The 16,108-nt window shown below is 39.7% G+C and carries 9 protein-coding genes and 2 pseudogenes; 10 read left to right on the top strand and 1 reads right to left on the bottom strand.

What is annotated here, in order from left to right; genetic code table 11:
- Positions 1–139 precede the first annotated feature (139 nt).
- From J671_RS24905 to sucD, 6 genes and pseudogenes are all read left to right on the top strand, one after another.
- A pseudogene (locus J671_RS24905) lies at positions 140–268 on the top strand (hypothetical protein).
- A gap of 157 nt (positions 269–425) precedes the next feature.
- Complete coding sequence (locus tag J671_RS06655) at positions 426–3,266, top strand: 2-oxoglutarate dehydrogenase E1 component (RefSeq protein WP_002051480.1); 2,841 nt, start codon at positions 426–428, stop codon at positions 3,264–3,266.
- Positions 3,266–4,459, top strand: a complete 1,194-nt coding sequence (gene odhB, locus J671_RS06660) for a 2-oxoglutarate dehydrogenase complex dihydrolipoyllysine-residue succinyltransferase (protein WP_002051292.1) — start codon at positions 3,266–3,268, stop codon at positions 4,457–4,459. The genes J671_RS06655 and odhB overlap by 1 nt, the downstream gene beginning before the upstream one ends.
- A gap of 62 nt (positions 4,460–4,521) precedes the next feature.
- Positions 4,522–5,955: a dihydrolipoyl dehydrogenase gene (gene lpdA / locus J671_RS06665; protein ID WP_002051272.1), complete on the top strand. Its 1,434-nt coding sequence runs from the start codon at positions 4,522–4,524 to the stop codon at positions 5,953–5,955.
- Between the two features lie 149 nt (positions 5,956–6,104).
- On the top strand, positions 6,105–7,271 hold the full coding sequence (sucC, locus tag J671_RS06670) for an ADP-forming succinate--CoA ligase subunit beta (RefSeq protein ID WP_001048573.1): 1,167 nt from the start codon (positions 6,105–6,107) through the stop codon (positions 7,269–7,271).
- A gap of 14 nt (positions 7,272–7,285) precedes the next feature.
- Entirely contained in the window at positions 7,286–8,176 is an 891-nt protein-coding gene (gene sucD / locus J671_RS06675) for a succinate--CoA ligase subunit alpha (RefSeq protein ID WP_031981735.1), read from the top strand.
- Between the two features lie 411 nt (positions 8,177–8,587).
- On the opposite strand, the gene trpS is transcribed toward sucD, so the two are convergent.
- Positions 8,588–9,601 carry a tryptophan--tRNA ligase gene (trpS, locus tag J671_RS06680; protein ID WP_031964259.1) on the bottom strand — a complete coding sequence of 338 codons (1,014 nt, stop codon included), beginning with the start codon at positions 9,599–9,601 and terminating at the stop codon, positions 8,588–8,590.
- A gap of 206 nt (positions 9,602–9,807) precedes the next feature.
- Between trpS and J671_RS06685 the strand changes: the two genes are divergently transcribed.
- From J671_RS06685 to J671_RS24835, 4 genes and pseudogenes are all read left to right on the top strand, one after another.
- Entirely contained in the window at positions 9,808–10,731 is a 924-nt protein-coding gene (locus tag J671_RS06685) for a DUF808 domain-containing protein (RefSeq protein ID WP_004885495.1), read from the top strand.
- A 29-nt stretch (positions 10,732–10,760) separates the two neighbouring features.
- Complete coding sequence (locus J671_RS06690; RefSeq protein ID WP_002051488.1) at positions 10,761–11,660, top strand: neutral zinc metallopeptidase; 900 nt, start codon at positions 10,761–10,763, stop codon at positions 11,658–11,660.
- A gap of 231 nt (positions 11,661–11,891) precedes the next feature.
- The gene (locus J671_RS06695) at positions 11,892–13,394 is read left to right on the top strand and encodes a cation:proton antiporter (protein WP_002051161.1); all 1,503 of its coding nucleotides are present in this window, start codon (positions 11,892–11,894) and stop codon (positions 13,392–13,394) included.
- A 456-nt stretch (positions 13,395–13,850) separates the two neighbouring features.
- A pseudogene (locus tag J671_RS24835) lies at positions 13,851–16,108 on the top strand (Ig-like domain-containing protein); the annotation flags it as partial.

Below are 16,108 nucleotides of genomic sequence, written 5' to 3' on the forward strand. Positions count from 1 at the left end.
ATTTATAGATGGTATGTGTCAAAAAAATCAATCGTTCGTTAAGAACATGATACGATTTGCCACAAAGTTGTAGGTAAAAAAAGCGTATACTAGTGAAATTAAATTAAGTGGCACGATCTTAGATCAGTGCTTAATTTTTATGGTCAAAGTCATTTTAGAAAAGTTAATTGTATAGTTAATTTTTCTAAAAAGATTTGCAAAAAATTGCTCGGTTTTAATCGAGTATAAGGTGAGTGATGATGCCATTGAGGGCGTTGTGATTCATTAATTACCTATGGAGTTTTCTCTCTAGGTAGTATGACGCCCCATGGTCTTGAAGACCTGTTGGGTAAGTAGTGTCATTTTTACCAATTTGACATTATGCATCATGGGTGTGCTTAAAAGGCAGCCTGTAATATTTTTTGCAATAGGAAATGGGTCCACAAATGCAAGAAGTTGCTGACGCATTGCGTCTTGACACTGAACTTTCCGCTGATAGTGCAGCGTATATTGAAGAACTTTACGAGCAGTACCTGACTTCCCCAACCTCCGTCGCTGAGGACTGGCGCCAATATTTCGATAAATATCCAAAGGGTGACCAACCACACAGCGCTGTGCGTGAGCAATTCCTATTACTAGGACGTAATGCTAATCGTGTTCAACCTGTTGTACAAAGTACTGTAAGTACTGAGCATGAGCGTCGTCAAATTGGCGTTTTACAACTTATTGCTGCTTATCGCAATCGCGGACATCAAAAAGCTAAATTAGATCCATTAGGTCTTGCTAAGCGTGAAGATATTCCTGATTTAGATCTTTCAGCACACGGTTTAACCAAATCAGATTTAGATACAGTATTCAATACAGGCAATCTTGAGATTGGCAAGAGCGAAGCAACGCTTGCCGAAATGATTGAAGCAATGGAAGCAATCTATTGTGGTTCAATCGGTGTTGAATACATGCACATCGTGGACACAAAAGAAAAACGTTGGATTCAACAGCGTCTTGAAAGTGCCCGTGGTAAATTCAATTTCTCAAATGATCAAAAGAAAGGCTTCTTAGAGCGTTTAACTGCTGCTGAGGGGCTAGAAAAATATCTCGGTAATAAATACGTCGGTGCTAAACGCTTTGGTGTTGAAGGCGGCGAATCTTTTATTCCTATGGTAAATGAGATTATCCAGCGTGCTGGTGCTGTAGGTTGTAAAGAAGTTGTTATCGGTATGCCACACCGTGGCCGTTTGAACCTTCTTGTTAATATTATGGGTAAAAATCCGGCGGACTTGTTTGGTGAGTTCGAAGGTAAATCACTTCATAAGAAAGGTTCTGGTGACGTTAAATACCACCAAGGTTTCTCAAGTAATGTAATGACTCCAGGTGGTGAAGTTCACTTGGCATTGGCATTTAACCCATCTCACTTGGAAATTGTTGGTCCTGTAGTTGAAGGTTCTGTGCGTGCGCGTCAAGTACGTCGTAGAGACATCGGCGGTGATGACGTATTGCCAGTTATTGTTCATGGTGATGCTGCATTTGCAGGTCAAGGTGTGAACATGGAAACCTTCCAAATGTCACAAACTCGTGGCTATACAGTTGGTGGTACGGTTCATATTATTGTGAATAACCAAGTTGGTTTCACAACTTCTGATCCACGTGATGCGCGTTCTACAGAGTACTGTACAGACGTTGCTAAAATGATTCAGGCACCGATTTTCCATGTAAATGGTGATGATCCTGAAGCTGTTATCTTTGCTACTCAATTAGCACATGATTTCCGTCACGAATTCCGTAAAGATGTTGTTATCGATTTGTTCTGTTATCGCCGTCGTGGTCATAACGAAGCGGATGAGCCATCTGGTACACAACCATTGATGTATCAAGTAATTGCGAAGAAAGCAACTACTCGTACACTTTATGCTGATCAACTTGTACAAGAGAAAGTACTTGATCGTGCTGAAGCTGATCAAATGGTTGAAGATTACCGTTCTGATTTAGAAGCGGGTAATCATGTAGCAAATGCATTGATTCTTGAACCAAATACCAAAATGTTTGTTGATTGGACTCCATATTTGGGCCATGACTATACAGACGATTGGGATACTTCATTTGACTTGAACCGCCTTAAAGAATTAGGCGAGGGCATGAGCAAACTTCCTGAAGGGTTTGTAATGCAGCGTCAGGTTCAAAAAGTAATTGAAGATCGCGTGAAAATGCAAACTGGTGAAACTCCTTTAAACTGGGGTGCAGCAGAAACTTTAGCTTATGCGACTTTATTGGATGAAGATTATCTAGTTCGTATTACTGGTGAAGACGTAGGTCGTGGTACCTTCTCACACCGTCATGCGAAATTGCATAACCAAGTTGACGGTTCAACTTACATTCCTCTTTGTCATGTTAAAGAGAACCAACCACGTTTCGCGATTTACGATTCTTTGTTATCTGAAGAAGCAGTTCTTGCATTTGAATATGGTTACGCAACTACAATTCCTAAGAGCTTAATTATTTGGGAAGCACAATTTGGTGACTTCGTAAACTGTGCTCAGGTTGTGATTGATCAGTTTATTGCTTCTGGTGAGACTAAGTGGGAGCGTGTTTGTGGTTTAACGATGTTGTTACCACATGGTTTCGAAGGTCAAGGTCCAGAGCACTCTTCAGCTCGTTTAGAACGTTTCTTACAGTTATGTGCTGAAGACAACATGCAAGTGATCACTCCAACGACACCTGCACAGATTTTCCATGCATTACGTCGTCAGGCTGTACGCCCAATTCGTAAGCCATTAATCGTAATGTCACCGAAATCTTTACTTCGTCATAAACTTGCAACTTCTACTTTAGAAGAGCTAGCACATGGTTCATTCCAGACTGTAATTGACGAAATCGATCAAATTAACAAGTCAGATGTAACTCGTCTCGTACTTTGTGGCGGTAAAGTTTATTACGACTTACTCGAAAAACGTCGTGAACAAAACTTAACTAATGTTGCAATCGTACGTATTGAACAGTTGTATCCATATCCAGAGCAACGTCTTGCAGAAATCTTGGCTGCTTATCCAAATGTGAAAGAACTCGTTTGGGCACAAGAAGAGCCGAAGAACCAAGGCGCTTGGTTGTTTATCGCACCGCGTTTATATGACGATATCTTAAAATCTGGCAAACAAATCCGTATCAGTTTTGCAGGTCGTGAAGCTTCTGCTGCACCAGCTTGTGGCTCACCGTACTTGCATGCAAAACAACAAGCTCAGCTAATTAATGATGCATTGGCAATCGAAGCTGAACAATCAGGAGATTCTCAATAATGGCAACCGAAATTAAAGCACCGGTATTCCCAGAGTCTGTTGCAGATGGCACCATCGCAACTTGGCATAAAAAGGTGGGTGAACCTGTATCACGTGATGAAGTAATCTGTGATATTGAAACCGACAAAGTTGTTTTAGAAGTTGTTGCTCCTGCAGATGGTAGCTTGGTTGCAATCATTAAAGGTGAAGGCGATACAGTTCTTTCTGACGAAGTTATTGCTCAATTCGAAGCTGGTGCTGGCGCAGCTGCTGCTCCTGCAGCAGTAGAACAAGCAGTTGCTCAAACTCAAGCTGGTGCAGCTCCTGTTGTTGAGCGTACAGAAACTGTGTCTGATCAAGCTCCTGCGGTTCGTAAAGCGTTAACTGAATCTGGTATTGCTGCTTCTGACGTACAAGGTACTGGTCGTGGTGGTCGTATCACTAAAGAAGATGTTGCAAACCATCAAGCTAAACCAGCTGCTAACGTTACTCCGTTAAGCGTTGCTGTTGGCGAGCGTATCGAAAAACGCGTTCCAATGACTCGTTTACGTAAACGTGTTGCTGAGCGTCTTCTTGCAGCTACTCAAGAAACTGCAATGTTAACTACATTTAACGAAGTTAACATGAAGCCAATCATGGAATTGCGTAAGCAATATAAAGATGCTTTCGAAAAACGTCATGGTGCTCGTTTAGGCTTCATGTCATTCTTCGTTAAAGCAGCAACTGAAGCGCTTAAACGTTACCCAGCTGTAAATGCTTCAATTGATGGCGACGATATCGTTTATCACGGTTACTATGACATCGGTGTTGCAGTATCTTCTGATCGTGGTCTTGTTGTACCAGTATTACGTGATACGGACCGTATGAGCTACGCAGAAGTTGAAGCAGGTATTGCTGCTTATGCTGCTAAAGCACGTGATGGTAAATTATCTATCGAAGAAATGACTGGTGGTACTTTCACTATCACTAACGGTGGTACTTTCGGTTCATTGCTTTCAACTCCTATTTTGAACCAGCCGCAAACTGGTATCTTGGGTATGCACAAAATCCAAGAGCGTCCTATGGCGGTAAATGGTCAAGTTGAAATCTTGCCAATGATGTACTTAGCGCTTTCTTACGACCACCGTATGATCGATGGTAAAGAAGCTGTAGGTTTCTTAGTAGCAATCAAAGAATTGTTAGAAGAGCCAGCTAAACTCATCCTTGATCTTTAATTTCTTCGAATAAATACCTACCAGGATAGAGCGATCCTCTATCTTGGTTTATGGAGATAAAAATGTCTCAACAATTTGATCTTGTTGTCATCGGCGGTGGTCCTGGTGGTTATGAAGCTGCGATTCGTGCTGCTCAACTAGGCTTCAAAGTCGCTTGTATTGAAAAACGTATTCACAACGGTAAGCCTTCTTTAGGTGGTACTTGCTTAAACGTAGGTTGTATCCCTTCTAAAGCTTTGCTTGATTCTTCTCATCGTTATGAAGATACAGTGCATCACTTAGCTGATCACGGTATTACAACTGGTGAAGTGAATTTCGATCTTGCAAAACTTCTTGCTCGTAAAGACAAAATTGTTGACCAATTAACTGGCGGTATCGACCAATTGCTTAAAGGCAACGGTATTGAGTGGTTAAAAGGTACAGGTAAATTACTTGCTGGTAAAAAAGTTGAGTTCGTTTCTCATGAAGGTGAAACTCAAGTTTTAGAACCTAAATACGTGATTCTTGCGTCTGGTTCTGTGCCTGTAAATATTCCTGTAGCTCCTGTAGATCAAGATATTATTGTTGATTCAACTGGCGCATTAAACTTCCCAGAAGTACCTAAGCGTTTAGGTGTAATTGGTGCAGGTGTAATCGGTTTAGAACTTGGCTCAGTATGGCGTCGTCTTGGTGCTGAAGTTGTTGTATTTGAAGCAATGGATGCATTCTTGCCAATGGCTGATAAAGCTTTGGCAAAAGAATACCAAAAGCTTTTAACTAAGCAAGGTCTTGATATTCGCGTTGGTGCTAAAGTTTCTGGCACTGAAGTTAATGGTCGTGAAGTGACTGTTAAATACACTCAAGGTGGCGAAGAAAAAACTCAAACTTTTGACAAATTAATCGTTTGTGTTGGCCGTAAAGCTTATGCAGAAGGTTTATTGGCTGAAGATTCAGGCATTAAATTAACTGAACGTGGTTTAGTTGAAGTAAACGATCACTGTGCAACTTCTGTAGAAGGTGTATATGCGATTGGTGACTTAGTTCGCGGTCCAATGCTTGCTCATAAAGCAATGGAAGAGGGTGTAATGGCTGTTGAACGTATTCACGGTCATGCTGCTCAAGTAAACTATGACACAATCATTTCTGTTATCTATACACACCCTGAAGCGGCGTGGGTTGGTTTAACTGAAGAACAAGCTAAAGAAAAAGGTCATGAAGTAAAAACTGGTCAATTCGGTTTTGCTGTAAATGGTCGTGCTTTAGCTGCTGGTGAAGGTGCAGGTTTTGTTAAGTTCGTTGCTGATGCAAAAACTGACCGTTTATTAGGTATGCATGTGATTGGACCTGCAGCATCTGATATCGTTCACCAAGGTATGATCGCTCTTGAATTTGTATCTTCTGTTGAAGATCTTCAGTTGATGACTTTTGGTCACCCAACATTCTCTGAAGTTGTTCATGAAGCTGCACTTGCTGTAGATGGTCGTGCAATTCACGCGATTCAACGTAAGCGTAAATAAAATTAAAGAGCGGTTTCTCCGCTCTTTTTCACATTTGATGGTGTGATTAAAAAATCATCAAGTTGATAGACGTAGACAGCAATTTGCACATACAACATGAGAATGTTGCGCAAATTGAAGACAACAAACAAAGTTAAGTAGGTAACTAAATGAACTTACATGAGTATCAAGCTAAAGCGTTATTGAAAGAATATGGTATGCCGGTACAAGAAGGTATCTTGGCAACCAATGCAGACGAAGCAGTTGCTGCATTTGAACAGCTTGGTGGTAAATTCGCTGTAATGAAGGCGCAAGTTCATGCTGGTGGTCGTGGTAAGGCTGGTGGCGTTAAAGTTGCAAAATCTAAAGAAGATGTTATCGAGTTTGCAAACAATATCATTGGTACTCGTCTTGTAACGTATCAAACAGATGCAAATGGTCAACCAGTAAACAGCATCATTGTTGCTGAAGACGTATATCCAGTTGAGCGTGAGCTTTACTTGGGCGCGGTTGTAGACCGTTCTAGCCGTCGTATTACTTTCATGGCTTCTACAGAAGGTGGTGTAGAAATCGAGAAAGTTGCTGAAGAAACTCCAGAAAAAATTATCAAAGTTGAAGTTGATCCATTAGTTGGCTTGCAACCATTCCAAGCACGTGAAGTTGCGTTTGCTTTAGGTTTGAAAGACAAACAAATCGGTCAATTCGTAAAAATCATGACAGCTGCTTACCAAGCATTTGTTGAAAACGATTTTGCTTTATTTGAAATTAACCCGCTTTCTGTTCGTGAAAACGGCGAAATTTTATGTGTAGATGCGAAAGTAGGTATCGACTCTAACGCGCTTTACCGTTTACCTAAAGTTGCTGCTTTACGTGACAAATCTCAAGAGAATGAGCGTGAATTAAAAGCATCTGAATTTGATCTTAACTATGTTGCTTTAGAAGGTAACATCGGTTGTATGGTTAACGGTGCTGGTCTTGCAATGGCAACTATGGACATCATTAAACTTTATGGTGGTCAGCCTGCAAACTTCCTTGACGTTGGTGGCGGTGCAACTAAAGAGCGCGTAATTGAAGCGTTCAAAATCATCCTTGCTGATACATCTGTACAAGGTGTTTTAATTAACATCTTCGGTGGTATCGTACGTTGTGACATGATTGCTGAAGCAATTATTGCAGCGGTTCAAGAAGTAAACGTAACTGTTCCAGTTGTTGTTCGTTTAGAAGGTAACAACGCTGAGTTAGGTGCTAAATTACTTGATGAATCTGGTTTGAAATTAATTTCTGCGAACGGTTTGTCTGATGCCGCAGAAAAAGTTGTAGCTGCAGTTAAAGCGTAAGGGGAGTATCAATCATGAGCGTATTAATTAATAAAGACACTAAAGTATTGGTACAAGGTTTTACTGGTAAAAACGGTACTTTCCACTCTGCACAAGCTTTAGACTACGGTACAAAAGTTGTTGGTGGTGTTACTCCAGGTAAAGGTGGCACAACTCACCTTGACTTACCAGTATTCAACACAATGAAAGAAGCTGTACGTGAAACAAATGCAGATGCATCTGTAATCTATGTACCAGCTCCATTCGTTTTAGACTCAATCGTTGAAGCGGTTGATTCAGGTGTTGGCCTAATCGTTGTGATCACTGAAGGTGTTCCAACAATCGACATGCTTAAAGCAAAACGTTATTTAGAAACTAACGGTAATGGTACTCGTTTAGTTGGTCCTAACTGCCCAGGCGTGATCACTCCGGGTGAATGTAAGATCGGTATTATGCCTGGTCACATCCACCAACCAGGTCGTATTGGTATTATCTCACGTTCAGGTACATTGACTTATGAAGCTGTTGCTCAAACAACTAAGCTTGGTTTAGGTCAGTCTACTTGTATCGGTATTGGTGGTGACCCAATCCCAGGTATGAACCAAATCGAAGCGCTTCAATTGTTCCAAGACGATCCAGATACTGATGCAATCATCATGATCGGTGAGATCGGTGGTACAGCGGAAGAAGAAGCTGCTGAATTCATCAAATCTAACGTGACTAAGCCTGTAGTAGGTTACATCGCTGGTGTAACTGCTCCTAAAGGTAAGCGTATGGGTCACGCTGGTGCGATCATTTCTGGTGGTCAAGGTACTGCTGAAGAGAAATTTGCTGCATTTGAAAAAGCAGGTATAGCTTACACTCGTAGCCCAGCTGAGCTTGGTTCAACTATGTTGCAAGTATTAAAAGAGAAAGGTTTAGTTTAATAGCTACCTTAAATCTTTAAAAAATACCGCATCTGAAAAATGATGCGGTATTTTTTTGCATCATTGAAAAGTAGCATAAAATGAAATGAGAAATAATAACGCTAAAAAGAGACAAAAAAATACGCAATGATTGGGGTGATCATTGCGTAGAACAACGAATCTGTTAAAAACAGTTTCGGCTTAAGGAGAAATGTCGTGAGGTTCATATCAACCTACTTGAACTATATTAGTGAGGTGTTCATATTTGTTCATTAAGGTTCACGTTAATTAGTGTTACTTCACGTTAAAAGGGTAAGAGCATGTGAATCATAATAAATATATAGAAATTGTAATAACTTAAATTATTGAATCTAAATGTAATTATGAAAAAAGCCCCGTAGGGCTTTTTGAATTATATTTTGAATATAAGAATTAGAATTTAAATAAGCCTAAGCCATCTTTAACTTCATCTAAAGTTTGCTGAGTAATGATTCGACATTTATCAGTACCTTGACGTAAAACATCCATAATGTAATCAGGGTCTTTAGCAAGTTCTTCACGGCGCTCACGAATAGGAGTAATTAATTCTTTTAACACACCTTCAAGACGTTTTTTAACAGTACCGTCACCAAGACCACCACGACGGTAATGAGCTTTTAATTCCTCAACTTCTTCTTTGTTTGGATCAAATGCATCTAAGTAAGTAAATACGATGTTTCCTTCAACCTGACCTGGATCTTCAATACGAAGATGATTTGGGTCAGTGTACATTGCGTTTACAGCTTTTTTAATGTCTTTGTCAGAAGCATTTAAAACAATGGTATTACCTAATGACTTAGACTTTTTTGCTTTACCAAAAAAACCAGGAAAGGGAGCCATATTAGAAAGCAATGCTTTACATTCAGGTAATAGGTCTTGACCAATTTGACGGTTTACACGACGCACGATTTCATTCGTTTGCTCAATCATTGGAATCTGATCTTCACCTACTGGTACTACAGTTGCTTTAAAAGCCGTAATATCAGCCGCCTGTGCAACAGGATAGCAAAGGAAGCCCGCAGGAATGTCACGTTCAAAACCGCGCATTTGAATTTCAGATTTAATAGTCGGGTTACGTTCTAAACGAGCCACAGTTACAAAGTTAAGATATAACATTGTAAGTTCATTCAGTGCTGGTAAACATGACTGAACACAAATGGTTGTTTTAGTTGGATCAATACCAACAGCTAAATAATCTAGAGCAACTTCTAAAATGTTACGACGTACTTTATCTGGGTTATCTGCATTATCTGTTAATGCTTGTGCATCTGCTAATAAGAGGTGTTGATGGTGGCTATCCTGTAAACCTACACGTGAACGCAAAGAACCGACAAAATGCCCAAGGTGAAGTTGTCCGGTTGGGCGGTCGCCTGTCAAAATAATTGGACGCTGATCAACATTACTCATTATTTATTCCACTATCGTATTGGCTTAATCAGGGATAGTAAGCCCTGTAATATAAAAGATTGGCATTATTGTACGGGAAATAAATTTTTTTCGTCAGCGATTGGTTAAACTTTCTTAAAATAATATTGTGAATTTATTCAGTAAAATTACAGAAAATGGAATATTTCATCTTACAATAGCTAGATAAATACAAACCTGGATAAGAAATGGCAAGTGGCTTACTTTTATTACTAGATGATATTGCAACAATTTTAGATGATGTCGCTTTAATGAGCAAAATGGCAGCAAAGAAAACTGCCGGTGTTTTAGGTGATGATTTGGCTTTAAATGCACAACAGGTAACAGGTGTACGTGCAGATCGTGAATTGCCTATTGTATGGAAGGTTGCCAAAGGTTCTTTAGTTAATAAGCTTATTTTAGTACCTTTAGCTTTATTAATTAGTGTTATCGCACCGTGGCTGATTAACCCTTTATTGATGCTAGGTGGTTTATTTCTATGTTATGAAGGCGTTGAAAAAGTTCTTCATACAATTATGCATAGAAAAGCTTCAACCTCTGAGGAAGCAGAAAAAGAATTTAACAATGAAGAGCTGGATCTGGCTACTTTTGAAAAAGAGAAAGTAAAAGGAGCTATTCGAACTGACTTTATTTTATCTGCTGAAATTGTTGTTATTTCTTTAGGAACGGTTGCTACGGCGGCTTTAATAACAAAAATAAGTGTACTTAGCATTATTGCTGTTGTGATGACACTAGGTGTTTATGGCTTGGTTGGTGTGATTGTTAAGATTGATGATTTAGGATTATATTTAACAAAACAGGCTGCTTCTTTTAAACAAACTCTAGGACGTGGTTTACTTGCTTTTGCTCCTCTTTTAATGAAGCTACTTTCTATTGTTGGAACTATTGCAATGTTTTTAGTAGGTGGAGGGATTATTAACCATACAATTCCTTTACTTCATCATATTACTGATAGTACCGTCGATCATGTAGAGAATATACCCGCAGTAGGCAATATTATTGGAGCTTTAACACCGACATTAATGAACTTTGCGATTGGTATGATTGCTGGGGCGGTTGTGTTGCTAGTGGTGAGTTTAATACAGAAAATGTGGCCAAAAGCTTCTGACTAATCAGGCCATTTAATAAGAAGAGGGACGTTATGCGCTGGAGAGATCGTAGAGTCAGTACCAATGTTGAGGACCGTCGAGGTGGGGGCGGTGTTAAAGCAGGTGGTATTAGTATTATTGGTTTGGTTGTGGCATTTGTCGCATGGAAATTTTTTGGCGTTGATCCACAAATGGCTTATCAGGCAACGCAGCAGGTTACTGCTTCACAACAATCAAATGCAACCTCACCAGAAAGTTTAACACCTGAGCAAAAAGAAGCATCGGATTTTGTTGGAACTGTATTAGCTGATACAGAAGATACGTGGACACCTATATTTAAGCAATTAGGGAAAACTTATACACCGCCAACGTTAGTTTTATTTAGTGGAGTGACTCGCTCAGGTTGTGGTACCGCTCAATCTGCTATGGGACCTTTTTATTGCCCAGCTGACCAAAAAGTTTATATTGATACCGAATTCTTTAAAGATATGCGCGAGCAAATGGGGATTTCGGGTGAGCAAAATAAATCAGAGCTTTCTCGCCAAGATCAGGCAGGGGATTTTGCCCAAGCCTATGTTGTTGCGCATGAAGTAGGCCATCATGTTCAAACCTTGCTTGGTATTTCATCTCAAGTGCAACAAGCTCGTTCGCAAGTCAGCCAAAGAGAGGGTAACCAATTATCTGTACGACAAGAGTTACAAGCTGACTGTTTAGCAGGTATATGGGCAAATCATAATCAACAACGTACTCAGTTTTTAGAGTCTGGTGATGTTGAAGAAGCAATGGATGCAGCTCAAAAAATTGGTGATGACTATTTGCAAAAACGTGCGACAGGACAAGTTGTACCTGATAGTTTTACGCATGGTACGAGTGAACAGCGGATGCATTGGTTTCAAGTGGGCTTAAAGTCCGGTGATATCAACCAATGTGATACTTTTAATAATCCTATCTAATGTTAAAGATGAGTTTATTAAAACACTTTAAATAAGCTCATCTTTTAATACCCCAACTTCATAATTAATGTTAAGAAATTTAACTGATCGATAGAATGATTAAAGTAATTCGTTAAACTTATATTCCAACTTTTAACTGTTTAGGCCCTTATAAGGTGCCTACTTCCTCATTCTGTTCAGTTTAGCTGTCTAGGTTTTTTATTTGGTCATTGACCCAGAAGAAGGGTATTCATGGGTAATTTTTTCTTATTACAAGCACTTACAGTTGTATTTGCTTTATCAATTGCAACGACTATATTCAATAAGCGTATTTTAGGCTTTCCTCAAGCTATTGGCGTGCCTCTTGTTTCTGCAATCTTTGTCTTCATTTTGCAATGGGGAGCTAGTCTCTTAAATGGTAATCAGTTCATTACCATTAATATTCACAATATTGAAGAAGCAGTACGTCATATCGATTTTTATGACTTTTTAATTAATGGCGTCATTTGTTTTATTCTGACATCTTCTGCACTGAAATTTAAAATTTCAGACTTAAGAAGTTATTGGCGACAAATTAGTATTCTAGCGACTATTGCACTAGTTATCTGCGCCGTATTGTTTGGTGGCTTACTTTACGGCTTCCAATTACTGGTTGGCCATCATGTACCAATTTTAGTTCTTCTATTATTAGGCGCGGCATTGGGGGCAACTGACCCGATCGGTATTAAAGGTGTTTTAAGTTCGATTCGTGCGCCCCATCATTTGATTGTCAAATTAGAAGGCGAATCTTTATTTAATGATGCAATGTGTATTGCACTATTTATGACATTGCTGAACGTTTTACAAGGTGAACATTTTTCGTTAGTTGCGACTTTAGAGGCTTTACTTTATGAAATTGTGGTTGCTGTCGGTATTGGATGGGCATTCGGTATAGGAACATTACGTCTATTACGTGGCAAACACGAAATGGAGTCCCTGATTCTAACAACTGCCTTACTTGCTAGCGGAGCATATTTAGTTGCTTTGTTTGCTCATGCTTCTGCTCCGATTGCTTGTGTGATTGGCGGTTTAATTGTTGGTAATAAATGGAAAGAAATCCGTGAAGAGCGCGAGATTAGAGAAGTTAATCATTTTTGGCATACAGTAGAAGGAATTATCAATTCATTCTTATTCACTTTAATTGGTCTTGAGCTATTTATTCTTGATTTGAATTTTAGCCTGATCTTAGGGGGAATAGTTGCTTTCTTTATTTTGCATATTTCTCGCTTTGCAGCAAATTTTATGTCTTTTGCTTTCTTCCCAACAATGCGTAAAACCAAAAGCTACAATGGTAGTTTAACTATTTTATCTTGGGGTGGCGTACGAGGCGGGATTTCACTTGCTTTAATTCTGGCTGTTGCAAATATTCCAGCACTTAGTCCTTATAGTAGTATTCTTATTGGATATACCTTTATTAGTGTACTGTTATCTGGTGTGGTGTGTGGTCTTGGTCTACCGGCAGTAATGAACGCATTTTATTACAACCCTAATGAAGAAACCGAAGGACTTAAAGGCTTTTACCAAAAGCTATGTCACAAAATGAATCGCCGTGGCTTTCAATATATTGTAGGAGAAGATGCGTTAGGAAGAGAAACTATTACTATCTTTAACCCAGATGTTATTGTTGATCAAAAAACAGAAGATGGTATTGCAACTATGCATGACCCTAATAAGTTACAAGAAGTAAAACGTTTCGAGAGTCCAGATAATTTTTAACTTAACTTAAAAATCTTTTTAATTAGTATTAAAAAATTAGGCTTTAGTGTAATAGTAAAATATTATCTGAAGCCATTTTTTTCTATATATATCATTATTAATATATTTTATTTTATTGAGATATTAAAAATTGTTATATAAAAAATTAAATTAAAATAGTTTTCAATAAATTTTCAGTAATAAAAAATTAAATTTGTTTTATATATAAAACAGTTGCTAGTTATTTTTCGTAATTTATAAGAATAAGAACGAGAATTTTATTTATATAAAATTTGTATTAATTAAATTTTTTTCTTTAAGGACTTTAGTATTTATTTTTTTTATTTTAAAGTGGTTAATGTAAAAATGATCACATTACTTAATGTTTTTAAGTTGTAGGTCAAAAACTCGAAAACATTAAGTAAAAAGAATTATACAAAAAATCATTTAAATCAATAATATAAAAGGAATATAGATATGCCTGAGATACAAATTATTGCCAAGGACAGTCACAAAACCTTGGTAACAACAGAGGGAACTTCTGCAAAACTTTCAGAAGCGTCAGTTGTATTGGTAAAAGTAGCTGCCAGTGATGTACTGGTAGTCAATAGAGAGGGTACTAATGCAGTAATTCGCCTAAAAAATGGCGAAACTATTGTTATTGAAGGCTTCTTTAGTGGTACTGCTGAACCAGCTGATAACAGTCTTGTATTTCAAGATCAGAATGGTCAACTCATTTGGGCAAAATTTAAAGATGCTGAAAATGATGCAGATGCTGACAGCGATGCAGATGCAGATGCCGACAGTGATGTGGAGCCACAAGCACTTTTAGGTGAAGACTTACCAGCAGCACTACCAGCAGAAGCACCACAGGCATTAGTGTCTGATGTTATTTATCAACCAATTTCTTCAATTCAGCCATTACTTTATCATGATGCAGGTGTGAACCCATGGTTATGGGCAGCAGTACCTCTAGTTGCAGGCGGTATCATTGCTGCTGCATCAAATAGTGGTAGTAGTAGTAATGACTCTTCTCCTGCAGATACTACACCCCCAAATACAAATGGGGTTACTTTCTCTGTTGATCCTATAACTTCAGATAATGTTATTAATTCAACTGAAGCTGCTGGTAACGTTACTGTTACAGGCAGCTTAAAAAATATTCCAGCAGATGCTGCAAATACTGTCGTTACTGTAGTTGTGAATGGTGTAACTTATACTGCAACTGTAGATAAAGTAGCAGGAACATGGAGCGTAGTTGTACCAGGCAGTGGATTAATTGCAGATAGCGATAAAACCATTGATGCAAAAGTTACGTTTACTGATGCAGCGGGTAATAGTAGCAATATAACTGAATCAAAAACTTATACAGTAGATACCACTGCGCCAAGTGCACCGGTAATTGATCCAATCAATGCAACTAATCCTGTAACAGGTACAGCAGAAGCTGGTTCAACAGTTAAGGTCACTTTCCCGGATGGTACGACAGCGACTGTAGTTGCAGGTCCGGATGGTAAGTGGACAGTACCAAACCCAGGTGATCTTAAAGATGGAGACAAAGTTACAGTTGTTGCAACTGACCCAGCGGGCAACCCGTCAGTACCTGGCACAGGTGTAGTAGATGCAGTTGCCCCAACAGTTGCAGTAACAACAGCATTAACCAATGACAGTACACCTGCATTAACCGGTACAGTGAACGATCCGACAGCGAAAGTTGTGGTGACTGTAGATGGTGTGGATTATCCAGCGGTGAACAATGGTGATGGCACCTGGACCCTTGCAGACAATACACTTCCAGTGTTGACTGACGGTCCGCATACGGTGACTGTGACAGCAACCGACCCAGCAGGTAATGTGGGTACAACTAATGCTGTGGTAACTGTCGATACGACAGCACCAAGTGCACCGGTACTTGATCCAATCAATGCAACTAATCCTGTAACAGGTACAGCAGAACCTGGTTCAACAGTTACCGTAGCTTCCCGGATGGTACAACAGCGACTGTAGTTGCAGGCCCGGATGGTAAGTGGACAGTACCAAACCCAGGTGACCTGACTGATGGTCAAACAGTAACAGCGACAGCGACTGACCCAGCGGGTAACCCGTCAGTACCTGGCACAGGTGTAGTAGATGCAGTTGCCCCAACAGTTGCAGTGACAACAGCATTAACCAATGACAGTACACCTGCATTAACCGGTACAGTGAACGATCCGACAGCGAAAGTTGTGGTGACTGTAGATGGTGTGGATTATCCAGCGGTGAACAATGGTGATGGCACCTGGACCCTTGCAGACAATACACTTCCAGTGTTGACAGACGGTCCGCATACTGTGACTGTGACAGCGACTGACCCGGCAGGTAATGTGGGTACAGGCAATGCTGTGGTAACTGTCGATACGACAGCACCAAGTGCACCGGTACTTGATCCAATCAATGCAACTAATCCTGTAACAGGTACAGCAGAACCTGGTTCAACAGTTACCGTAAGCTTCCCGGATGGTACAACAGCGACTGTAGTTGCAGGCCCGGATGGTAAGTGGACAGTACCAAACCCAGGTGACCTGACTGATGGTCAAACAGTAACAGCGACAGCGACTGACCCAGCGGGCAACCCGTCATTACCTGGCACAGGTGTAGTAGATGCAGTTGCCCCAACAGTTGCAGTGACAACAGCATTAACCAATGACAGTACACCTGCATTAACCGGTACAGTGAACGATCCGACAGCGAAAGTT

Origin of the sequence: Acinetobacter sp. 1130196 (assembly GCF_000588095.1) — a bacterium.
GTDB lineage: Bacteria > Pseudomonadota > Gammaproteobacteria > Pseudomonadales > Moraxellaceae > Acinetobacter > Acinetobacter nosocomialis.